Here is a 23227-nt window from a genome sequence, read left to right on the forward strand (position 1 = left end):
ATTCTTTTTCATGTATAATAGAATTAATCAGAATAAAGTTGGATTAATAGGGGTGAATGTTGAATTTTGAACAGCAGGTTAGAAGCCATTATAAAGAGTTAACTACAAATGAACTTGAGATGGTACAGTTTATCATTTTAAATAAAGAGAAGGTCGTCAATTTTTCGATTGTTGAGCTCGGAGAAGCCCTGCTTTCTTCTAAAAGCTCAGTTCTAAGGCTTGCCAAAAAGGTTGGATTTCAAGGGTTTTCAGAGCTAAAATTTGCACTAAGGAAATCAATTCAAGAGGCGATAATTGAACCAGAGGATTTGGTTAGTAAGCTAAGGTCGGATATTGATCGAACATTTCATATTGTGAATCAAACTAATTTAACTCCATTATTAATGCAAATTAAAAAAGCCAGACTTGTTTTTCTTTTTGCAACTGGTTTTTCGCAAAATAATGCCTTAAAAGAATTTGGTAAGGATTTACTTGTTAGCGGTCGCAGTAATATGTTGATTAGTGGTGAAACGAATTTGGCAATTAGTGAAACCTTTATTACCAAAGATGATTTAGTGCTTATTGCTGGACTTTCTGGTGAGACGAGCGCACTTAAGGATATCATTCCTGCGTTGAAAATGAATAAAGTACCAATTGCGGCCATTACTGAGGTCGGTAAAAACTATTTACAAGACCATGCAGATTATAATTTATATTTTGAGTCAAGTCAGATTCCTAGTCAGCATAGTATGCATATGCAGGTGATGACTGGCTTAAATATTACTTTAGAAATTTTAGCCTTGAAATACTTTGAATACTCGACGTTTGATGAATAATTTAAAATAACTAAACTAAAAAAATACCAGATTAATTTAATTAATCTGGTATTTATAACATATGCTAATTATTTACTTTTTACCAATGAAGAATGAAACCACAGCAACTAGAATGACTGCACCAAGTATTGATGGAATCAACGCCATACCTGCTAAGCTTGGTCCCCATGAGCCAAATAGTGCTTGACCAACGGCAGAGCCGATTAAACCAGCAATGATATTCGCAATCCAGCCCATAGATTCACCCTTTTTAGTGATTGAGCCTGCAATTGCACCAATAATCGCACCTACTATTAATGACCAAATCCATCCCATTATAAATGCCTCCTTATAATTAAAAATATTATAATATCTTTGTTACTCACTAAGTATAGCAATAATAATTAAAAAAATTAAATAATAAGTCTTTTGATAGTATTTAAATCATATAATATAGGATTAATCCTTTGATTTTGGATTAAAGGATTGTATTCACTCATTTTTTAAAGTATGCTTTTTTTAGAATAATATTTGAATGGAGCTGGGGCTAATGGTGATAAACAAATATCAAGTGGCATTGATTCAAATCAATACTTCAGATCAACTTGCAGAGAATTTAAAGATAATTGAATCCAAAATTCGTTATGCTGCATTGCAGGGAGCCAAACTGATTACAATGCCAGAAGTGGTCAATCTAATATCTGATAGTACAGAGCCGTACGCTGAAGACGAAACAGGGACAACCTATCAATTAATTTCCAGTTTGGCTAAAGAGCTCGGCGTTTTTATTCATGGTGGTAGCTGGTCAGAGCTGATTCTAAACAGTAAGAAGCATTTTAATACTAGCTTTTTATTTGATGACCAGGGTGTTTGTATCGGCAAATATCGAAAAATACATACCTTTGATATTGTTGATCCACTTGGGAAGACTTACCGTGAAAGTGATAGTGTTGAAAGCGGCAATGAAATAGCTGTGATTGATACAAAGCTAGGCAAGCTAGGCATGGCAATCTGCTATGATTTAAGATTTCCCGAATTATACCGTTTAATGGCCTTACAGGGTGCCGACTTGATTCTTAATCCAGCAAATTTCACCATGATGACTGGTAAGGATCATTGGGAGCCATTATTAAAAGCGAGAGCAATTGAAAATGGCGTGTATATGGTCGCGGCTAATCAATTTGGACAAAATAAACGAATGCTAGCCTATGGTAACAGTATGGTTATTAATCCATGGGGGCAGGTAATTGCGCGTGCAGATGATCAGCCTGAGGTTTTATTTGCAACCATTGATTTTGATTTTTTGAAGGCTGTCAGAGCAAGAATGCAGACTCTGGAAAATCGGCGTCATCTGGTCTACCGGCTTGATGAAACTGGTAAGTAGTAGCGTCCTTTAACGCTTATTTTAATCCTAAGGTTGGACGATTTAATAATAAAGAGAAGTGGGTATGAAATTGAAAAGAATTTTAATTATTGAGGACGATAATAAAATTGTGGGATTATTAATTAAAATTTTCGAACAGTGGCAGTTTGAGGCTAAAGGAATTGAAGAATTTAATCAGATATTGAGCGAATTCAATTTATATCAACCAGATTTAGTCTTAATGGATATCAAGCTACCCTTCAATAATGGCTTTTATTGGACACAGGAAATTCGGAAAAGCTCAACTGTCCCGATTATTTTTATCTCGAGCAGTGATGATCACATGAATATGGTTATGGCGATGAATTTAGGAGCCGATGACTATATTGCTAAACCCTTTGATAGTGAAGTTTTGGTTGCTAAGATACAAGCGTTATTGAGAAGAACCTATCAATTTCCAATAGCTGATTCACATATTTTAAATATTGGTGAAGTAGCACTTAATACTGAAACAGGAGAGCTCTCAAATGGTGATTTAAAGGTTGGTTTGAGCAAGAATGAGACGATGATTTTGAAGGCTTTAATTCAACAAGCAGGGCATGTTGTAACCAATAATACGCTAATTGAGAAGCTATGGGAGGGCGGCGATTTTGTTGATTCTAACATTTTAGCTGTTAATATTTCAAGATTAAGAAAAAAAGCAGCAGCTGTTCAAATGAAACCAATTGAGAATAAAAAGGGGAAGGGGTATTTTATTGAATCCTAAAAAAAAGCTCCTTTTGGCTTATTTGCAAAGCGTTCGTTTTTTCTTGACCTGCTATTTGATTATGTTTTTATTACTACTCTTTACCTTTAAAATCGAGGGCTTACCCTTAAATGCCCTAAAGGATTTTTTTGGCTTAAGCCTGCTGATAGTGATTATTTTTCTTGCTTTTAGGCTAAAAGCACTTATCAAAGGCTTGCGACAGTTGGCACAGTTTAATGCTGAATCACTAAGCAATAGCTTACCTAAAAGTACAATGCTTGAAGCTAGCTATGCAGAATTAGTGAATCAATTACAGCAAACGATTTTTGATTTGAAGGCCGAAAAACGTAATGAAAGTGTTGCGTTGCTAGAATTGGTTGAGTTGTGGAGTCATCAGATGAAGGTGCCGCTTTCGGCAGTTAAGCTAATGAATGAGACAGGCGAATTTACTGATTTAGATTTAGAAATTGCTGAAATGCTTCATTATTTGAATTTGATGTTAAATATCATTCGTTTAAAGCAGTCATCTACTGACTACTACTTTGAACCCTTTGATTTAACTGAATTAATCTCTGAAAGTATTAAAAAATATGCACGCTTTTTTATTGCTAAAAATTTACGTGTTGATTTGAAATCCTTCAAGCATGATTTAATAACGGATCGTAAATGGTTCCAGTTTGCCTTCGAGCAGATATTGTATAATGCGGTTAAATATACTGAAAAGGGTAAGATTACAATTGATTTTAAAAATAATACTCTAACGGTAACAGACACAGGCATTGGTATTTCATCGCAGGATTTACCACGTATTTTTGAGGCTGGTTATACAGGGTATAATGGGCATATGACGGAAAAGTCAAGTGGTCTTGGCTTAAGTCAGACGAAACAGGTATTAGAGAATTTAAATTTTAATATTTCGATTACTTCAGAGGTAGGTGTAGGTACTCAAATAAAAATTCAGTCCATTCATGATTAATGAATGGACTGAATTTTTATTTTCTTTCGACAATTTGGTAGTAGACCTTACTGGTTAATTGATAAACGATAAAGTAAAGGATAACAATACACATTATTGTAATGGCAATTACCCAGTAGAGAGTACCTGTAATTTGAACACCGAAAAGCTTAAGTAGCTCAATGATGATTGGTAGAGAAACTAGAAAATGAATAACGGCAACACTCACTGGCAAAAAGAAGACTAGAGAAACCTGTCGACGAATTGCCTGCCATACCTCTTGCTTACTTAATCCGACTTTTTGCATAATTTCAAAACGCTTTTGATCTTCTAGTCCAGCACTGACTTGCTTGTAGTAAATGATAATACTAGTCGCGAGAATAAAGCTTATACCTAGTAAAATGCCGATAAATAGAAAGCCGCCGAAAAAGGCATTTAGTCCCTTTTGGGTTTCATCCTTAGTTTCAATGCTAATATTACTTTCATTAGCAGCCTTGACTAAATTTTTGATTGCGTTAGGCTTACCCTTTAAATCTGCATAAATGGTTTGATTTTGCTGGCTTGGATTTACCTTTTCACCGCTAAAATAATAAAAACCATCAGTAATCGCTGGATAAAGGCTTTCGTCACTAAAGAAAATGATCATCTCCGGAAAAACGAATTGGATACTCGTCTTTGGGAAGCCTTTTATTTCATTTAAATTTTGAACGACCTTAAATTTTTTACCATTAATGCTAATGGTTTTCAGATTATTCTTATTACGGTAATTATAAATTAAAACTTCATTTGAATTTAGTTTAATACTTTTATCCGCTAAATCATTATAGTTAGCAATGGTTGAGGCAGAAAATGCGTAAACACCATTTGTAGCTGAGTTTTTTGCCAAGTGCTCAATTGTACCATCATTTCTTAGTACACCTGTAAATTGTAGTACACCCTTTAGCATTGCTGGTTTTTCAATTTTAACTTGATTTTTTTCTGCTAAATGATTTAGCGTTGACATTAAAGCCTCGTCTTGCGCATCAGGCCGATCAAGCTCAAAATTAGATATTTGAGCATTTTTCGGAAATAAGTCATCTATTCGCTGGTCCATACCAAAGTAAAGTGCTGATGATGACATTACCGTTACTAGTGTCATTGTCATTAAAATCGCAATACTTGCCAAGCCAACTGCGTTTTGTTTCATTCTAAATAGCATACTTGAAACTTGAATAAAGTTTTTAGGCTGGTAATAGCTCGGCCTTTTTTTTCGCCACTTGAAATAGGCAACGATACCGAAAATAAATAATAGGTAGGTTCCGAAGATAACGAGAATAACCGCTACGAAAAACAGCATCAGGGCACTAATTGGATTATTAATTGTAATGGCAATATAATAAGCAGCAGCGATACAAGCGATACCGAGAAGTGAAAGTATCCATCGTGCTTTGGGTTCTTTTTCGCCAATTTCTTTTTGGCGTAATAATGTCTGAATTTTTTTAAAATGGATAGAAAAAATATCCTTTAATAATAGGCATAAAAAGATTAAGCCATAAATAATAACTGTGCTGATAATGGCTTTGCTACTGATTTGTAGGGAAAAATCACTACCTTTTAGTAAATTAACAAGAATCATTAGCATCAGTTTACCCAAAAATAATGAGAGAATTGTACCGATAACCATCGTTATTGAAAAAATTACTAGACTTGCATAAGTAATAATCTTGCTAATATCTCTTTTCTTCATGCCTAGAATTAAAAAGAGTCCAATTTCTTTTTGTTCTGAGTTAAACCAAAATTGATGTGTGTAGTTAGCGAAGATAAAGGCAAAGATAATTAAAACGATTTTGCCTAAAGAGAGCAGCATCATAATTGAGCTTGCCCCTTGGAGTGTTTTAATACTCGGTGAAAGAATTAATAATTCGATTGTCATTGATAGTACAACCATGACAATTAAACTAATTAAATAGGGCAGTAAGTCCTTTTTCCCTCGTTTTAGGTGATCAATTGCAAGGCGCCATAAATAGCTCATTCATGATCACCTCCATATAAACTAGTCATTACCTGATTGATTTCTACTAAAAATTCATTTGCACTATAATTACCACGATAAAGCTGATGATATATTTTACCATCCTTAATAAATAGGACACGTGAAGATTCACTTGCAGCAAAAACGGAGTGACTAACCATCAAAATCGATTGTCCAGCTTCGTTAACCTTTTGAAATAGTTTCATTAGAACTTTGGCATTTTTACTATCCAAGGCAGCGGTTGGTTCATCTGCTAGAATGATTTCTGGCTTGGTGATTAATGCTCTGGCCACAGCGATTCGTTGCTTTTGCCCACCAGATAACTCGTAGGGAAACTTTTCAAGTAGCGTTTTTATTTCTAAAGTTCTGCTTAGATTTTCTAAACGTGTAAGCATCACCTGTTTAGACTCTTTTCTTAAAACGAGTGGTAAAAGAATATTATCCTTGGCATTGAAGGTTTCAATTAAGTTGAAATCCTGAAAAACAAAGCCTAAATGCTCTCTTCTAAAATTGGAAAGCTGATTTTCATTCATCTTGGAAAATTCAGTATCATTAAGCGTAATCTTACCAGAGGTTGGTGTTTCCAAGGTTGCTAAAATATTTAATAAGGTGCTTTTACCTGCCCCGCTCTCACCCATAATGGTCACAAACTCACCAGTTGACATTTCAAAATCAATATCCTTTAAAGCTGTGGTTTTTTGACCACCTAATTTTTGCTGATAAATTTTTTCAATATGATTGACTTTTAAAAAACTCATTTTTTATCTCCTTATTTCATTTTTTTTACAATGTTTTGAGGTATTTCATTTCTACTAATTATTTGCGTTGACATTTGGATTTTACGAAAATTATTCCATTCGATTTTCAAATAATCACCGACTTGATAAGGCTGCTGGTGGTTGTCTTCATCTTTAAATCTCGATTCACTGATTTCGATTACTTTTGCTTCAGAATCATTTGGCAGATAGGCTGATAACTCATAGATATAACTATTGAAGGTTTCATCTCGCCCAATTTTTGGTTCCTCAGTAACCTGTGCATAAACAATTTGACTACCATTATATATTTTAAAATAAAATAATAAGCCAACGCTAACTAAAATTAATAAACCGATAAATAGTTTAATTGCCTTTTTCATACGCTCACTCCAATCTATGCTTAAATTATAGCTTGACTTAAAGCAGGATTGCTACTTACAAAGCACTCACATAAGCTTACAAAATTGTAAGTATCCATATTGCTTATTGAAATCAAGCAATTGATAGGCTGAAGATTATAGCTATCCGTGATTCAATTTATACAAAGAGATGCTATAATTAATTTAGATTATTAATTATAGTATATGCCAAATAATAATCCTGCAGTGTATTTTAATGTGGAGGGGGATTTTATGAAAATGAAAATTTTGTTTCTACTACAAATGAATCAAACGGAGCAAGAGATAATTATTAAGCAGCATCAGCAATGTCATTTTATTTTTAAGAAAAAAACAGCTTTAACACAAGTAGAAATTGAATCAGCAGATGTTATCATTGGTAATCCACCGATTAATTTATTAAATTCAAAGCTAAGGAAGCTGAAATGGTTACAGCTAAGTAGTGCCGGTTTTAATGAATATTTAGCGGCAAATGTTTTACCAGCTCAAACCTTATTGAGTAATGCCCGAGGTGCTTTTGGTTTAACGGTTGCTGAGCATGCCATTGCGTTAATACTAGCTCTAATGCGAAAATTGGATTTATATTTCAATAATCAAGGAAAGCATCTCTGGCAGGGTGAGGGCAGTATTAAGTCAATTTATGGTGCTAAAATTGGAGTCGTTGGCTTGGGCAATATTGGTAATACCTTAGCAGAAAAATTGCAGCTGCTTGGTGCAGAAGTTATCGGGATCGACAATCAGCATCGGCAGAATCCATCATTTTTTTCAAAAATCTATCAACAAAAGGATTTGAAAACGGCCTTTGCTGAGCTAGATGTTTTAGTTTTATGTCTGCCCTCGACTGCTGATAATTATCATTTTATTAATCAGGAAACACTCAGCTATTTAAAATCAGATGCTTTTTTAATCAATGTTAGCCGAGGGAGCTTAGTTAATGCCAGAGCCCTTAAGAAAGCCTTGGACAATCAATTACTTGCCGGTGCAGCCTTAGATGTTTTTGAGGAGGAGCCTTTACCAGCAGATGATCCACTTTGGGAAACGGAACGTTTAATTATTACACCACACGCAGCTGGCGGGTTTACTCTACCTGCAACTAAAGTATTTGCACTAAAAATTATTAATAAAAATATAGAATTATTTATGAATGATAAAAAATTAATTAATTTGATTAATAGGTGAGTTCAATTTTTTGTTTTTCAAGCTAAAAATTTATAGAAATGTGGTGATACTTGTGACAACTAAACTTGTCATTTTTGATATGGATGGTTTATTAATAGATTCCGAGCGAATTTATCGGGCAGGGTGGCTTGAGGTATTTCAAAATAATGGCATTCAAATTGCTGAAACAACGATTGCGAGCTGGCAAGGTCAGAGCTGGCTACAAACGGCTAAAGCGATTGCCAAAAGAGGGCTTGATGTATCGAAGCTGCAAGTCGAACGCGAAAATTATATCAATAAGCAGTTATACTCGGGCAATATAAAGCCGAAGCCCTATGCTCTTGAAATGATTGAATATTTAAAGGACCAGCAAATTAAAATTGGGCTTGCAACCTCAACGAATAAGGCGCGTGCGACCAAAATGTTAAATTATTTAGAGCTATTTGCGGCAATCGATTATCCTTGCTATGGCGATGAGGTCATTCACCATAAGCCGGCACCAGAGGTCTATTTGAAGGTTTTAAAAAAAGCTGATGTTTCTGCGAGCTCAGCGCTTGCCTGTGAAGATTCCATTCAAGGTGCTACGGCTGCAATTAATTCAGCAATTAATGTTGTCTTGATACCGGATAGTAGTGCAATAAAAAAACTAGATACCTCAAGTATTGATAGTTCTCAATTTTTTCATCAGGCTGAGAATTTATCACAGCTCAAACAATTTGTTTCTTAAGTTGAGTTTGTTATCATATTGTTATTGAAATAGGATATTAGAATAAGGAGTAGTGAATGGTTTCACAGTTAGAAAAAGGGCAAATGCTTGAAACATTTTTATCATTAAGTCAGCTTACTAAGAAGGAATTAGCAGAAAAGCTAGCGATTGATGAGCCTGAAATACAAAAATTATTGGCTGGAGAAGTAGAGATTTCGCCAGAACTGGCATTGAAGCTTGAAAAAATTTTTGATGTACCAGCTGGATTATGGAATAAATTTGTCGAGAGATATTTGTCCTAGATGCTTGAATTTAACCAATATTTAGACATAAAAAATATTATATCAATAGAGTGCTACCAAGTAGAGTGCTCTTTTTTGCCTTCTTTAATGTCAGAGGGCGGATAAGCATAACGAAAACTATTTTAATATTGATAATGATTCTCAATTATGCTACAATCAATTCGTTCTAGTAGAAGCTGTACTTTGAATCTCAAGATAATTTAAATATTAATATACTGTTTTTATTTTTTTTGATACATTATTGATAATGATTATCATTATCAATAATGATAATATTTGATTAATCTTAAAATTTTATCAATATAAGTACTGATTTTGCTTGAAATTCATTAAAGGAGGTGAATTATGAAAAAGATTATTGCAATTTTATTTTTAATATTATTGTCTTTTGGGATAGTGACAACAATGACCGAAGCGGCGGACAAGCATCAAAGCTGGAATCATGTAGTAGATGATATGGAAAAAGTATTAGATAATGCATATCAAATCTATGAATCTGGTGATAAGGCTAAGGCTAAAGCTGAGGTTGATGTGGCATATTACAGCTATTATGAAAAGCTAGGCTTTGAAAAAACAGTAATGTCTTATATTTCTGGTAATCGTGCCTCGGTTGTTGAATATCAATTTAGTACGATTAAAAAGAAAATAACGAGTGGTGAAAAGAAGGCTGTTGTTCGTCAAGAAATTGATCAGCTCATAACTTATTTACGTGAAGATGCTAATCAATTAGATGGTGTTGAAAAAAGTCCATGGACTTCATTTTTCTCTTCCTTGGTCATTATTCTAAGAGAAGGCTTTGAGGCAATTTTAATTGTTGGGGCAATTATTGCTTATCTGATTAAGATGAAACAGCAAGATAAGCTTAAAATTATATACTTGGGTATTGCTGCAGCAGGTGTCGCAAGCTTTGTAATGGCATTAGCATTGATGAAGCTGACCAGTCTATCAGGTGCAAATCAAGAGCTAATTGAAGGTTTTACAATGCTAGTAGCGGTTGTTGTTTTATTTCAAGTCAGCAATTGGATGATTTCTAAATCAGAGTCCGATGCCATGCAGCGTTATATTGAAGGCAAGATTGATGCTTCGGTTGCAACTGGTGGTGTATTTTCTTTGGCATTTGCTGTATTTCTGGCTGTATTTCGTGAAGGTGCGGAAACAATTATTTTTTATCAAGCACTATTGGCAGATGATAATCAATACCAAAATATGATTTGGTTAGGTTTAGCAGTTGGTTCCGTGGGATTAGTATTTATCTACTTAGCAATTCGTTTTTTAAGTATCAAAATTCCGATGAAGCCGTTCTTTAGAGGAACAAGTATTTTATTATTTGTGATGGCCTTCACCTTCTTAGGTAACGGCATTAAGGAGCTGCAAGAAGGGAATTTAGTCAGTGTGTCGACGATTGATGGTTTTTCAGCGATTTCGTTATTAGGCATCTATCCGACCTTGGAAACATTAGTACCACAAATAATTATTTTAATTTTAACAATTGGTTTGATTTGGTATCAATTAAAAGGGAAGCAGGTAATTTCTAAATCAAATTAATTTTTATCGCACATTAAAAAATAGAGGAGTATAAAATGAAAAAATTAATGATTACAGGTTTGGGCTTATTGACAATTACATTATTGGCAACAGGGTGTGAGACCAAAAAAACCAGTACAGCAAATAGTGAGAGTAAGACAGAAAAGAAAGCTGCTGCGCCAGCTGAAACGGCAGGCTTTGAAGAATTTCCAATCGGAGACGATCAGGAATTAGGCCCTTTAAACGTAGCAGCAGTTTATTTTCAACCAGTAGACATGGAGCCTGCGGGTAGTGCATTATCAAAGGAAGAATCAGATATGCATATCGAGGCTGATATTTCGGCATTAGAAAATGATTTGGGATATGGTGTCGGTGATTTTGTACCTTACCTAACGATTAAATATGAAATTGAAGACAAGGATGGTAATGTTTCAAGTGGTAATTTTATGCCAATGAGTGCATCTGATGGCCCACATTATGGTACAAATGTTAAGTTTGGTGATGCAGGCTCTTATAAGGTCCGTTTTTTAATTACCAATCCAGAAGCACAAGGTTATCTTTTACACGTGGATAAAGAAACTGGTGTCGAGGGCAGATATTGGTCAGAACCATTAGTAGCTGAGTGGGACTTCGACTATGTACCTCGCGAATGGTAATTTTAGCTTGGTATTAAATGAGAAAAGAGTGATATAATGTTGAAATTTTTTTTAAGGATGATCTGGGTTATATTACCGCTTGCAGCCTATCTTTCACTTTTGTTAGTGGGCTTAAGGGCTTTCAATATTGAGCAAAATAAAATAAAAAAAGCGACTAAGCTTGGCTTGATTTTTGGTTTACTATTTTCAATAGTATTACTAATTATTAAGATATTTACCGTTTGGTTAAATAAAGAATACCTAACAATTTTTGTTAATAGCGGCGCGGTTATCGGCGAGATTATTTGCCTGATGCTGTTTGCATTAAATGTGCATAAAGCAAATCAGGTTTTTGCAGAGCGCCTTATTGTTTTTAGCATCGGATGGTTGAATTTATTCGCCATCCTTTTATCCGTTCCCGATGCATTATTTGTTTTCTATCAGCTTTATGTCAATGGTGAAGCCTTTTTAACGACAAATACGTTGTTTAAATTCATTGGTTGTTTATTAGCAATATTTATAACCGTCCTTATTTATTATTGCTGGTTGAAATTGGCAAGGGTACTATCGAAAAATAGTTGTGTATTGATATTAAGTATTTTTCTGATTTTACAAATCCTTTTGCAAATTCCAGCGATAATTCAGCCATTGCTGGCGCGAAGATTGATTCCATTTTCAACGTGGTTATTTAAATACATTGTTTTTATGAATAATTACTTACAATTAATTCAAATTCTAATTTTTATTGGAATTAGCTTATTAGCTTTCTATTTTCTGATGAAGGTTAGACGAATGCGTATTGAAGGTGAAAATTCAGCAATTATTAGAAAAAAGCGAATAAAGAAGCGTTATTATTACTATTATTTTGCCGGCTTCTTCCTAAGTGCGCTACTATTACTAACTTCAATTCAATACGGAGAGAAGCACCTTAGTCAGGCAACAGAGCTAGCACCCGCAGAAGAAATGATTATCAAGGGCACACAAATTTTAATCCCCTTAAATCAGGTCAATGATGGACATCTGCATCGCTTTGAATATACAACCAACGAAAATGTCAAAATGCGTTTTATCGTTGTCTTAAAAAATGAAACGAGCTACGGTGTCGGTTTGGATGCCTGTGATATTTGTGGGGCTACTGGTTACTACGAGCGGAATGATGAAATTGTGTGTAAATTATGTGATGTGGTGATGAATCGTTCAACAATTGGCTTTAAGGGTGGCTGTAATCCAGTGCCACTTAATTATTCAATTGAAAATAATCAGATGATCATTCAGCAAGTCGACTTAGATAATGAACAATCACGCTTTGAGTAGTAGTTTTTGAAAAGAGGAGTCTGCAGATGTTTATTAAAATGGTTTTTGGTGCAATTTGGCGTCAAAAAAGAAAATTTGGCTTAGTTATGCTGACAATCATCCTTGGTACTTCACTTGCACAAGCAATGCTGATGATGATGCTTGATGTTGGCGATAAAATTAATCAGGAATTAAAGACTTACGGTGCAAATATTAATGTTTTGCCAAAAGACGCTTCATTACTAAGTGATTTATATGGCATTTCTATTGATGAAAAGGGCGGAAAAAAGTATTTAGCAGAGAGTGATATTCCTAAATTGAAAACAATTTTTTGGGCCTATAATATTGAAAATTTTGCACCGCATCTTGAAGAAAAGGTTGAATTAAGTGCGAATAATCAAAGTCAAGAAAATGTAGTAGTCAATGGCACCTGGTTTAAAAATAATTTAGCATTGCCAACTGGTGATTCGGTTACCACTGGTTTAATTAATTTGAAAAGCTGGTGGACGATTGATGGAGAATGGGCAAATGATGCCATATTCAATCAAGCAGTTATCGGTACTAAATTAGCGCAAAAATTGGGCTTGTCTGTCAATCAAACAGTTCAGGTTTTGGTGAACAATCAGACAATGAGCTATCAAATTACGGGTATTGCTAAAACTGGTGATGAGTCAGAAAATCAGTTATTTGTTGGATTGAGCAGCCTACAAAAGCTAACAAATCTAGTGGGTAAGGTTGAATCAATTGAGGTCAGTGCCATCACAACACCAGATAATGAATTAGCAAGACGGGCGGCAGTCAATCCTGATTTATTATCCGTTAAAGATTGGGAAACCTGGTATTGTACAGCTTATGTCAGCTCAATTTCATATCAAATTGAAGAAGTGATTGGCAATTCCAAGGCTAAGGTATTGCGACAGGTTGCAGAATCAGAGGGTGAAATTTTAAATAAAACCCAATTATTGATGGTATTGATAACTGTCTTAAGCTTACTTAGCTCTGTTTTAGGTATTACGAGCATTGTTACGACCAGCATGATTGAGCGTAGTCAGGAAATCGGTTTGATTAAGGCGCTCGGAGCGAGTAATGGCTCAATTATTCGACGGTTTTTAACAGAAATTTTGATAGTCGGTTTGCTTGGTGGTGGCATTGGAATGAGCTTTGGCTATCTATTAGCGCAAATTATTGGCAATCAGGTTTTTGGTGTTTCGATTGCGTTGAAAACAGAAGTGATTCCAATTGTCATTATTTTAATTTTAGCGGTAACGGTTTTGGGTAGTCTGCAGGCAATCAGAATGCTCCTTACTTTAAAACCAGCAGAAGTGCTGCACGGTAGGTGAAAAATGACAAAACAAAAATTATACTTAAAAATGATATCGGCTGCCATTTTAAAGCGAAAAAGTCGAATGCTAATTGCTATCTTATCCATTATTATTGGTGCAACCGTTGTTTCTGGATTGTCAGCGATTTACTTAGATATGCCAAGACAATTAAATCAGGAATTTCGTCGATATGGTGCAAATTTAATTTTTCTTTCGGCAGATAGTGAACGTGGGCTTTCTGAGCAAGACTATGAGCAGATTAAAGCCTCATTGGAAGAAACAGCAGTTACAGGATTATCAGCCTTTCGATATCAAACAATTAAATTAAATGAAAACCCGCTAATTTTTTGTAGTACAGATATTATGCAGGTACAAAAAACGCACCCATATTGGTATGTTGAAGGTGATTATCCAGTACAAGCTGATGAAATATTGGTCGGTAAAGAACTTGCTGAGCAATTTCGTTTCAAGCTTGGGCAAAGCTATAGCTTTATTGGCGAAATGACTGCTACCCAAAACATTACAAGTCGCTTAAAGGTCGTCGGCATTCTACAAACTGGTGGGCAAGAGGAAGCGATTGCCTATGGTAATTCTGAAATAGCTAAGACCCTTTTTCCAAGCCAAATTTTAGAATATGACCTAATTGAAGCCAGTATTCCACAAAATGAAAATCAGCTTAACAGAATTGGTAAAAAAATTCTTAAGACTTCTGATAATCATATTAATTATCAGTTAGCCAAAAAACTAACCAGCTCAGAAGCAAAGGTTTCTAAAAAGCTGACCGCTCTGATTTTCTTTGTTACGGCTATTGTTTTATTAATCACGCTTATCTGCGTGGGCACTACAATGATGTCTGTTATTCAAGAAAGGCGCAAGGAGATTGGCTTAAAAAAGGCACTAGGTGCTGATAATCAGGTGATTGTTGGCGAGTTTCTTGGTGAGGCCTGCCTTTTAGGCTGTTTTGGTGGTGTTTTAGGTGCAGTGCTAGGTTACTTTTTTGCTAGGGTTGTTGGTCTACAGGTTTTTGGACGATTGGTTGATTTTTCAATTTGGATTATACCATTGACTATTCTTATCTCATTGATGATTACCATGCTAGCTTGCTTCATTCCAGTTAAAAATGCGTTGAATGTTGATCCTGCAATCGTACTTAAAGGAGAATAATCATGACAGGAAATAATGTACTAGAATTAGAAAAGGTATCGATGCAGTACAAAGATTTGTATGCACTAAAAGATGTGACATTAAGTGTAAGGTCTGGCGATTGGATTTCAATCATGGGACCTTCAGGATCTGGCAAGACAACGCTGATGAATATTATTGGCTGTATGTCAAAGGCAACATCGGGTAAAGTCAGCTTGGACGGTATGGATATTTCAAAAGAAACGCAAAAGGGCTTAACGGCCATCCGACGTGATAAAATCGGCTTGATTTTTCAACAGTTTCATCTGGTACCCTATTTAACAGCGGTGCAAAATGTGATGATTGCGCAATATTATCACAGTATGCCAGATGAGGTTGAAGCATTGCAGGCCTTAGATCAGGTTGGACTGAGCCATCGAACAAAGCATTTTCCTAGTCAATTATCAGGAGGGGAACAGCAACGACTTTGTATTGCTAGAGCGCTAATTAATTATCCGATGTTAATTTTAGCAGATGAGCCGACAGGTAATTTAGATGAAAAAAATGAACAAATTGTCATTGATATTTTTAAAAAATTACATCAGCAAGGTGCAACGATTATTGTTGTCACGCACGATCCTGAAGTTGCTGAGGAATCTGAAAGAACAGTAATTCTTGAGCATGGTAAAATTGCACAAATTATCGAACGTTAAAGTAATGGAGTTTTTAAATGAGAATCAGAAAAAAAATAGGATTAATGGTATGCTGTTCTTTTCTCGTTTGCCTAACTGCTTGTCATGCTAAGGAGACCACCTTAAAAGATGGTAGCTATGAAGGGACTAGCAGTAAAGATGATGAAGGCGCTTATGCCAAAGTAAAGCTTGAAATCGAGAATGAAAAAATTCAGCAGGTTGAATTTCAAACGATTCAAAAGGACGGTTCAATTAAAGATAGTGAATATGGTAAACGAAACGGTGAAATTACAGATCAAAATTTTTACAATAAAGCACAGCTTGCTGTCAATGCGATGAAGAGCTACAGTCAAGAATTAGAGGAAAATCAATCGCTCGAAAAGGTAGAAGTGATTTCTGGTGCGACGATTTCTTATAATCAATTTAAAGAAGCAGTTGAGGCTGCATTGAGCAAATGACAATTAACAATTAATGATTGATGAGTAATAAAGATTTATTTAACTACAGGAGATATTTCAAATGAGACGCAAAATAATTTCAATTTTAATCATATTAATCGGACTATTAGTAGCAATTGGTCCACAATTTATTTTTCCAGTTTGTAAGGTTACTTCAGAGATGGTAATGCGCTGCCATTATACAGCAATGATGTCAATTGGCTTAGGTATTGCCTTAGCCATCATTGCTATTCTGATTTTTTTAGGTAAGTCTGTACCTTATATTAAGGCGCTTTATCTTACCGCCGGCATTTTTGGTGCTTTGATTATTGCAACACCGACAATATTAATCGGTGTTTGTGATAGTCCAATGATGCATTGTCATACCATGACTCGCCCAATTTTAATTTTACTTGGCGTTTTGACAATTGTTTTAAGTCTGATTGGCTATCTTTACGCAAGGATAGAACGCCATGAAAAATAAGGCGATAAATGTCAAGCTTATGATTCACCAAAACTTAAAATATAAGCCAATCCGTTCAATTGGATTAGCGATATTGCTGACGATTATTGCCTTTTTGATTTTCTTTTCGTCAATGATGAGCTTTGGTTTAGGCAATGGTTTAAATAGCACGGAAAAACGTTTAGGAGCCGATATTTTAATTGTACCTAAGGCAAGCGAGAGTGATTTATCCGGTTTTTTATTAAAAGGGAAGCCAAGCACTTATTATTTAGATCAATCAATGGTTGCGCAAATCAAAAAAACAACAGGCGTTGGAAAGGTAACGACACAAATTGATGTTGGTACTCTTGATGCGGCTTGTTGTTCAAGTAGTATTCAGCTAATTGGTTTAGATGCTTCAACTGACTTTGTTGTAAGCCCTTGGATTTCAGAGGTTTATGACATTACGACGTTAAAGGACGATGAAATCATTATTGGTAACTCAATTAGTGGTCAAGCGGGGTCAAGCTTAAAGTTTTTTAATCAAAGCTTTAAAGTAGTTGCTAAATTGGCAAGAACAGGAATGGGGTATGATACAACTACCTTTATGAATCAAAATACAGCTCGGAAAATGGCTAAGCTGCGTGCTGAAAAATTAGGCGAGACAGCCTTAATCGATTATAATCAATCAATTTCAACAGTTTTAATTGATGTTCAAGCAGATACAACGCCATTTTTGGTCTCTAGAAGCTTAACGTTAAATTTAGCAGACCAAAATATTTCAGTTATTAAATCCGAAAATATCATTGAAACAACCTCTAATAATTTAGGCAATGTTTTAAAATTAATTCGCCTTTTGACAGGCTTAATTGTCGGATTTTCTTTGTTGATTATTGTTATTTTAATTATGATTATGATTAATGAGCGGCGGAAAGAATTTGCGATTTACAGAATGCTTGGGATGACAAGAACACATTTAATGAAAATTGTACTTGGCGAATTATCTATGCTCAGCATTTTTGGCGTGATAGCAGGTATTGCAAGTGGTGCTTTGATTTTTTATTTATTTAATCAATTGATTCAACAAAAAATTGAAACACCATTTTTATTGCCAACATTAACTCAGCTAAATCAATCAATTAGCTTGACAATCGGCTTGATTTTATTAATTACACTAATTTCATCTATTTATAGTTTAATTAAAATTAATCGCCTAGAGATTTCAGCATTGATTCGAGAGGAGTCATAATGAATATTAGTATCGAAAATCTTAACAAGACTTATTTGCGGCGTGGCAAAAATTTTAATGCTTTTCAAACGATTGATTTAAAAATAAATGCTGGTGAATTTATTGCAATTGTTGGTCCTTCTGGTAGTGGGAAAACCACTTTTTTACATCTTTTGGCTGGCTTATTAACACAATCATCTGGTGCAATTAAATATGATGGTTTGGATTTTGCAAATATTCCAAAAGCTGAAAAAGCAGCATTTATCAATGATAATATTGGTTTCATCTCTCAAGGCATGAGCCTGATTCCCAGTCTTTGTGTAGTAGATAATCTCAGACTACCTCTTTATTTATCCAAAAGAGAGCACCAGGCGGGTGTGGAAATTAATCAAGCACTCGCTTTATTAGCGCAATTAGGTATTGAAGATTTGGCTGATGAGTATCCTATTAATCTTTCTGGTGGTGAGCAAAGGCGAGTAGCAATTGCGCGAGCCGTCATGAATCACCCGAAAATCATTATTGCTGACGAGCCAACAAACGATTTAGATGATGTATCAAAGGCAAAAGTATTGGAATTGTTCAAGCAAAAAAATCAAGCTGGTGCAACGGTTATTATGGTAACTCATCATCAAGAAAATTTAGCTTATGTGAATCAAGTGTATACAATGAATTAGTAATAAAAATTGATTATTCAATGGACTTTATCCGTATTCTTTCTATTTTTATGGTATATTTAAAATGATATTAGAAGCTAGAATCAATGGCAACTTGTTAATTTGATAATAATTTAGTAAAATTACTTGAGAATAAATAAAGGATTTAGGAGAAGATATGTTCGACACAACAGACCAACTCGCAATAAATACCATCCGTACCTTAAGTATGGATATGATTCAACAGGCTAACTCAGGTCATCCCGGCTTACCAATGGGGGCAGCGCCAATGGCTTATGTGCTATGGTCACGCCATTTGAAGGTTAATGCCAAAACCAGCCGTAACTGGACGAATCGTGACCGTTTTGTCTTATCGGCAGGGCATGGTTCAGCCTTGCTTTACAGCTTATTACATCTTGGTGGTTACGATTTATCAATTGACGATTTAAAACAATTTCGTCAATGGGGCTCAAAGACACCCGGTCATCCAGAGGTCAATCACACTGATGGCGTCGAGGCAACGACAGGACCGTTGGGTCAAGGAATTGCCAACGCTGTCGGGATGGCAATGGCCGAAGCACATTTAGCTGCGACCTATAATCAACCGGAATTTCCAATCGTTGATCACTATACCTACGCTTTGAATGGTGATGGCGATTTGATGGAAGGTGTGTCACAGGAGGCGGCTTCATTAGCAGGTCATTTAAAGCTAGGCAAGCTGATTTTATTCTATGATTCGAACGATATTTCATTGGACGGACCAACCTCTAAGGCCTTTACTGAAAATGTCGGTGCGCGCTTTGAAGCATACGGCTGGCAACATATTCTTGTTAAAGATGGCAATGATTTGGCAGCAATCGAAGCGGCAATTAATGCGGCGAAGGCTGAAACCGAACGCCCAACGCTAATTGAGGTCAAAACAGTAATTGGCTTTGGCGCAGAAAATCAAGGGACCTCGGCTGTTCATGGTGCGCCTTTAGGTGACGCGGGTGTTACTTTCGCTAAAGCAAGCTACGGGTGGGATTATCCAGCCTTTAGCGTGCCTGATGAAGTGGCAACACGCTTTTCAGAAACCTTAAACGAACGTGGCGAACAAGCAGAAGCGGACTGGAATGCTTTATTTACAGAATATCAGGCAGCTTATCCAGAATTAGCAGCGCAATATTTAAAGGCTTTTTCAGCAGAAAAGGCTGAACTTTCAGATTTACCAGTCTACGAGGTCGGGACCTCAGCAGCCAGTCGTGTGACCTCTAAAGAGACGATTCAAGCGATTTCAGCGCAGCTACCAGAATTCTGGGGTGGCTCAGCCGATCTCTCAGCATCTAATAATACGATGGTCTCAGCAGAAACGGACTTCCAAGCGGACAATTACGCTGGCCGCAATATTTGGTTTGGTGTGCGTGAATTTGCGATGGGTGCGACGATGAACGGGATTGCCCTGCATGGTGGCACGAAGGTTTACGGCGGCACATTCTTCGTCTTTTCAAACTACCTTTTACCAGCGATTCGGATGGCAGCAATTCAAAGCCTGCCAGTGACCTATGTCTTTACCCATGACTCGATTGCGGTCGGTGAGGACGGACCAACGCATGAGCCAGTTGAACAGCTCGCTTCACTCCGTTCCATGCCAAACCTACAGGTGCTTCGCCCAGCAGATGGCAATGAGGTAGTAGCAGCTTGGGAGCTGGCGCTTCAAACGACTGACAAGCCAACAGCGCTTATTTTAACTCGTCAAAATCTACCTGTTCTTGAGGGGACATTAGAGAATGCGCGTCAAAATGTGGCTAAGGGTGGTTATGTAGTTAGTGCAGAGGAGGATACCTTAGATGGCATTCTAATTGCGACCGGAAGTGAGGTTAAGCTAGCGATTGATGCACAGGTAGCCTTAAAACAACAGGGCAAGCATGTTCGGGTGATTTCATTACCAAGCTTTGATTTATTTGAAGCACAAGACGCTGAGTACAAGGAAGGTGTTTTACCAAAAGAAGTGACTAAGCGTTTGGCAATCGAAGCCGGTACAAGCTACGGCTGGGGCAAGTATGTTGGCTTAGAGGGCAGCACAGTAACGGTTGATAAGTGGGGTGCTTCAGCACCGGGCGATAAAATCTTTGAGGAATATGGTTTTACCGTTGAAAATATTGTTTCAAAATTTTTAAATTTATAAGCTAGAAAAGAATAAGATTAATTTTTACCGCAATGCAGTGGCTTGTTAAATTTTAATGCATATAGATTTTTTTAGCCTAGGTAACCTGAAGCTCAAGCAGCTTCTAATATAAATATAGGGGTTGGGACAAAAGTCCTAACCCCTATCTTAATGTTTGTAATTTTCGGGCTTTCTCTCTCAAAACTGTTCAAATAGATACGTCATTCGGTCAGACAGAAAACATCTGACTGTATAAACGAATGACTCGTCTATTTTTCACAGTTTTAATCCTAGAGAGTAAGCACCTTGTTTTACGTCGTTAAATGTCTTTTGTACCATCTCCTTTTTATTTTTGGATGATTGCTACAATTATAAATATTAGCTAAAAACATATTAAGGAGAATACCTTAGTATGTTTTTGATTATATTTTTAGCTTTAAGATAGCTTAAGAACGAAAAAGATTTGAAGCTGATGCTTAATTATTAAAGTATAAACTATGTTTGTCAATTTCTTTTTTAAATTGCGGGGGTGCCTTGATAAATGGCGGCTTATAATTTATGTCCCTTTATTCAAATAATTTGAAATGTAAAAAAGAACTGGAATTTTAACTTTCCAGTTTCTTCCTTATCCGATAAATGCTCATATCGTTTGCTCCAGTCATATTTTGAATGGATGCGACTGCCCTCTTAAAAGTAAATCCTTGTTTAAGTTTTTCAGGACAGTTACCAAAATGCCCCCGTACTCTTACAGCTGCTAGTCATTCCAATATTAAATTTCGTTCAAATTCCGCAAAAAGTGAAAAATTAATTGAATAGTAGAACTTGATTTATCCATGATGATATATTTTCTTATGTACTGTGAAAACTCACACCCTGTTCATTTAATTGATTCACTAAAAAAAATAGACCCTCTATATTTCTTTCTAATCGATTTTATCGTAGGATAAAGTTATTTATTGTGAATTTTATAATTTTATGTTTAAATTAATTAACAATATCTTTAAGGGGGGACTTATATGCTATGCATAAGAAAAAGATTATATGCTTGTTAGTAGGTTTTGTTTTTTTTATTTCTTTTTTTAGTAGCTCAATTGTACTGGCAACTGAAGACGATTCAACCAGTACTATTGTGTATAATTATGCTTCAATTGATACGTTGACAGATGAACAAAGAAATAACATCATACAAGGGGATCCTAGTGAAACCACTCTACACGATAGTGAAAACTATTTATTTGTTTATCAAAAAAAAGATTTAAAAACTGAACAGAATCAAAATAGTAATGTTTCTGGAAATAAAATGCTGCTGAAAACAGGGGATACTGGCCTTAATAAGGGATTGGTTATTTTAGGTTCTATTTTTATTTTGGGAAGTATTGTCTTTTTTATTTGGAAAAAGAAACAGAGAAAGCATCTTTTATTAATCTTTATTTTCTTAGGCGGAAGTGGGTTCATAGGTTCGTTTGCGTATGCAATCGAACAAGAGTATTTGAGAGAACCTGTATCTGTAATTGTGCCTAAAGGAACGAAAGAGACAAAAAAACCAGAAGTAATAACAGGTTACACTTATATAGGGTACATTCATACTTTTGATAACAATACTGCTCCCATTCCTGAAAAAAAGGGAATAGTAATCGTTAATTATCAAAATGAGAACGGAGATACACTAATACCTAGTGAAACCTTAGAAGGAACTCTTGGGGAAGCATTTGAAACAATACTCAAAGATATTGAAGGCTATAGTTACAAAGAAGTAGAGGGTAATCCAAAGGGTGTTTTTAGAGAAACAACTCAAGTTGTAACATATGTGTATACAAAAATGCCTGTTGTGGAAGGAAATATACTTATTAATTATGTGGATCAAGAAGGAAATGAGATACATGAATCACAAACGATTAGTGGTAATCTAGGCGATCTCTATGATGCTTCAACAGACAATTATCAGTTAAAAATTGAAGGATATACATTAGATACTACAAAATTACCAAGTAATATTAAAGGGTTAATTAGACAGCAAACGCAAGAAGTAAGATTTGTTTACAGTAAAGAAGTACAGGAAGCTACAATTACCATTAAGTTTATTGGTAGCGATGGGAATCCGTTCACTCTGTATAATTTAATGACGTATAAGAATGGTTCTCTTGTTCCTAGATACCCTAATTTGGATAAATATCATATGCAATTGGACTACAATCAACAACTATACAACCAAGGAGAACAAGTACCTAACATTGTTTTACAAAGCAAAATAGGTGAAACATATTCTTTGCCAGAGAAAATGACATTCAAGATATTAGATGCGGAAGGAAATGAAGTGTCACAAGTTGGTTCTATAAATGAAGATGGAAGTTACAGTGGAGTAAGGTATTGGCAAAATTATAACCAAATACCAGATAATCGAGAAGGGATTGTTGATTCTGAAAGTATAGTAATTACCTATAGAATATTAGCTTATGCATTTTCAACTCCACCTGATGAAGAATAATGCCTTAAAAATTGTCATTGTAAAATCGAAATATATGTTATTTGTAGGAATAAGCATCGCG

Annotated in this window: 23 protein-coding genes and 1 pseudogene; 19 read left to right on the forward strand and 5 right to left on the reverse strand. The window is 35.5% G+C overall.

All coding sequences use genetic code 11. The features are described 5' to 3' along the window. The first annotated feature begins 56 nt into the window (after positions 1-56). Complete coding sequence (locus HOY35_RS03225; RefSeq protein ID WP_249666049.1) at positions 57-815, forward strand: MurR/RpiR family transcriptional regulator; 759 nt, start codon at positions 57-59, stop codon at positions 813-815. Positions 816-887: 72 nt separating this feature from the next. Here HOY35_RS03225 and HOY35_RS03230 read toward each other — a convergent pair whose 3' ends face one another. Then, positions 888-1130, reverse strand: a complete 243-nt coding sequence (locus tag HOY35_RS03230) for a GlsB/YeaQ/YmgE family stress response membrane protein (protein ID WP_172210898.1) — start codon at positions 1128-1130, stop codon at positions 888-890. Positions 1131-1344: 214 nt separating this feature from the next. Between HOY35_RS03230 and HOY35_RS03235 the strand changes: the two genes are divergently transcribed. The 3 genes from HOY35_RS03235 to HOY35_RS03245 all read left to right on the forward strand — a co-directional run bounded on the left by HOY35_RS03235 (position 1345) and on the right by HOY35_RS03245 (position 3878). After that, the gene (locus tag HOY35_RS03235) at positions 1345-2178 is read left to right on the forward strand and encodes a carbon-nitrogen hydrolase family protein (RefSeq protein WP_213173242.1); all 834 of its coding nucleotides are present in this window, start codon (positions 1345-1347) and stop codon (positions 2176-2178) included. A gap of 70 nt (positions 2179-2248) precedes the next feature. Then, on the forward strand, positions 2249-2923 hold the full coding sequence (locus tag HOY35_RS03240; RefSeq protein ID WP_249641469.1) for a response regulator transcription factor: 675 nt from the start codon (positions 2249-2251) through the stop codon (positions 2921-2923). Then, positions 2913-3878 (forward strand): HAMP domain-containing sensor histidine kinase, encoded by a 966-nt coding sequence (locus HOY35_RS03245; RefSeq protein WP_172210894.1) that lies wholly within the window; start codon positions 2913-2915, stop codon positions 3876-3878. Before HOY35_RS03240 ends, HOY35_RS03245 begins: the two co-directional genes overlap by 11 nt. A gap of 16 nt (positions 3879-3894) precedes the next feature. Here the strand turns inward: HOY35_RS03245 and HOY35_RS03250 are convergent, their stop codons facing one another. The 3 genes from HOY35_RS03250 to HOY35_RS03260 are packed head-to-tail and all read right to left on the reverse strand — an operon-like array spanning position 3895 to position 7006. Continuing rightward, complete coding sequence (locus tag HOY35_RS03250) at positions 3895-5868, reverse strand: FtsX-like permease family protein (protein WP_172210892.1); 1974 nt, start codon at positions 5866-5868, stop codon at positions 3895-3897. Beyond that, positions 5865-6626: an ABC transporter ATP-binding protein gene (locus HOY35_RS03255; RefSeq protein WP_172210890.1), complete on the reverse strand. Its 762-nt coding sequence runs from the start codon at positions 6624-6626 to the stop codon at positions 5865-5867. Before HOY35_RS03255 ends, HOY35_RS03250 begins: the two co-directional genes overlap by 4 nt. Before the next feature lie 11 nt (positions 6627-6637). Beyond that, positions 6638-7006, reverse strand: coding sequence for a hypothetical protein (locus HOY35_RS03260; protein WP_172210888.1), 369 nt, complete (start codon positions 7004-7006; stop codon positions 6638-6640). A gap of 252 nt (positions 7007-7258) precedes the next feature. Here HOY35_RS03260 and HOY35_RS03265 point away from each other — a divergent pair, with 252 nt between their 5' ends. From HOY35_RS03265 to tkt, 14 genes are all read left to right on the forward strand, one after another. After that, positions 7259-8203 carry a D-2-hydroxyacid dehydrogenase gene (locus HOY35_RS03265; RefSeq protein ID WP_172210886.1) on the forward strand — a complete coding sequence of 315 codons (945 nt, stop codon included), beginning with the start codon at positions 7259-7261 and terminating at the stop codon, positions 8201-8203. A gap of 52 nt (positions 8204-8255) precedes the next feature. Beyond that, complete coding sequence (locus HOY35_RS03270; RefSeq protein ID WP_172210884.1) at positions 8256-8909, forward strand: HAD family phosphatase; 654 nt, start codon at positions 8256-8258, stop codon at positions 8907-8909. Positions 8910-8965: 56 nt separating this feature from the next. Next, entirely contained in the window at positions 8966-9190 is a 225-nt protein-coding gene (locus tag HOY35_RS03275; RefSeq protein ID WP_172210882.1) for a helix-turn-helix domain-containing protein, read from the forward strand. A gap of 345 nt (positions 9191-9535) precedes the next feature. Beyond that, positions 9536-10735 (forward strand): FTR1 family protein, encoded by a 1200-nt coding sequence (locus HOY35_RS03280; protein WP_172210880.1) that lies wholly within the window; start codon positions 9536-9538, stop codon positions 10733-10735. A gap of 35 nt (positions 10736-10770) precedes the next feature. Next, positions 10771-11370: an iron transporter gene (locus tag HOY35_RS03285; protein ID WP_172210878.1), complete on the forward strand. Its 600-nt coding sequence runs from the start codon at positions 10771-10773 to the stop codon at positions 11368-11370. Positions 11371-11406: 36 nt separating this feature from the next. Beyond that, positions 11407-12663 carry a DUF2318 domain-containing protein gene (locus HOY35_RS03290; protein WP_172210876.1) on the forward strand — a complete coding sequence of 419 codons (1257 nt, stop codon included), beginning with the start codon at positions 11407-11409 and terminating at the stop codon, positions 12661-12663. A gap of 26 nt (positions 12664-12689) precedes the next feature. Further along, the gene (locus tag HOY35_RS03295) at positions 12690-13982 is read left to right on the forward strand and encodes an ABC transporter permease (protein ID WP_172210874.1); all 1293 of its coding nucleotides are present in this window, start codon (positions 12690-12692) and stop codon (positions 13980-13982) included. Between the two features lie 3 nt (positions 13983-13985). Then, a complete protein-coding gene (locus HOY35_RS03300; RefSeq protein WP_172210873.1) occupies positions 13986-15128 on the forward strand; it encodes an ABC transporter permease in 1143 nt (380 codons plus the stop codon). A gap of 2 nt (positions 15129-15130) precedes the next feature. Next, the gene (locus HOY35_RS03305) at positions 15131-15799 is read left to right on the forward strand and encodes an ABC transporter ATP-binding protein (RefSeq protein WP_172210871.1); all 669 of its coding nucleotides are present in this window, start codon (positions 15131-15133) and stop codon (positions 15797-15799) included. A gap of 17 nt (positions 15800-15816) precedes the next feature. Beyond that, a complete protein-coding gene (locus HOY35_RS03310) occupies positions 15817-16236 on the forward strand; it encodes an FMN-binding protein (RefSeq protein WP_213173243.1) in 420 nt (139 codons plus the stop codon). A gap of 61 nt (positions 16237-16297) precedes the next feature. Next, positions 16298-16699: a DUF4418 family protein gene (locus HOY35_RS03315; RefSeq protein ID WP_172210869.1), complete on the forward strand. Its 402-nt coding sequence runs from the start codon at positions 16298-16300 to the stop codon at positions 16697-16699. Beyond that, complete coding sequence (locus HOY35_RS03320; protein ID WP_172210867.1) at positions 16689-17906, forward strand: ABC transporter permease; 1218 nt, start codon at positions 16689-16691, stop codon at positions 17904-17906. The genes HOY35_RS03315 and HOY35_RS03320 overlap by 11 nt, the downstream gene beginning before the upstream one ends. Continuing rightward, entirely contained in the window at positions 17906-18559 is a 654-nt protein-coding gene (locus HOY35_RS03325; RefSeq protein WP_172210865.1) for an ABC transporter ATP-binding protein, read from the forward strand. The genes HOY35_RS03320 and HOY35_RS03325 overlap by 1 nt, the downstream gene beginning before the upstream one ends. Positions 18560-18716: 157 nt before the next feature. Then, on the forward strand, positions 18717-20702 hold the full coding sequence (gene tkt / locus HOY35_RS03330) for a transketolase (RefSeq protein WP_172210863.1): 1986 nt from the start codon (positions 18717-18719) through the stop codon (positions 20700-20702). 740 nt (positions 20703-21442) lie between these two features. Here the strand turns inward: tkt and HOY35_RS03335 are convergent. After that, a pseudogene (locus HOY35_RS03335) lies at positions 21443-21626 on the reverse strand (recombinase family protein); the annotation flags it as partial. Between the two features lie 76 nt (positions 21627-21702). Here HOY35_RS03335 and HOY35_RS03340 point away from each other — a divergent pair. Then, entirely contained in the window at positions 21703-23166 is a 1464-nt protein-coding gene (locus HOY35_RS03340) for a MucBP domain-containing protein (RefSeq protein ID WP_172210861.1), read from the forward strand. Positions 23167-23227: the final 61 nt, after the last annotated feature.

The sequence above is a fragment of the Enterococcus sp. MMGLQ5-1 genome (assembly GCF_013155265.1).
Lineage (GTDB): Bacteria > Bacillota > Bacilli > Lactobacillales > Streptococcaceae > MMGLQ5-1.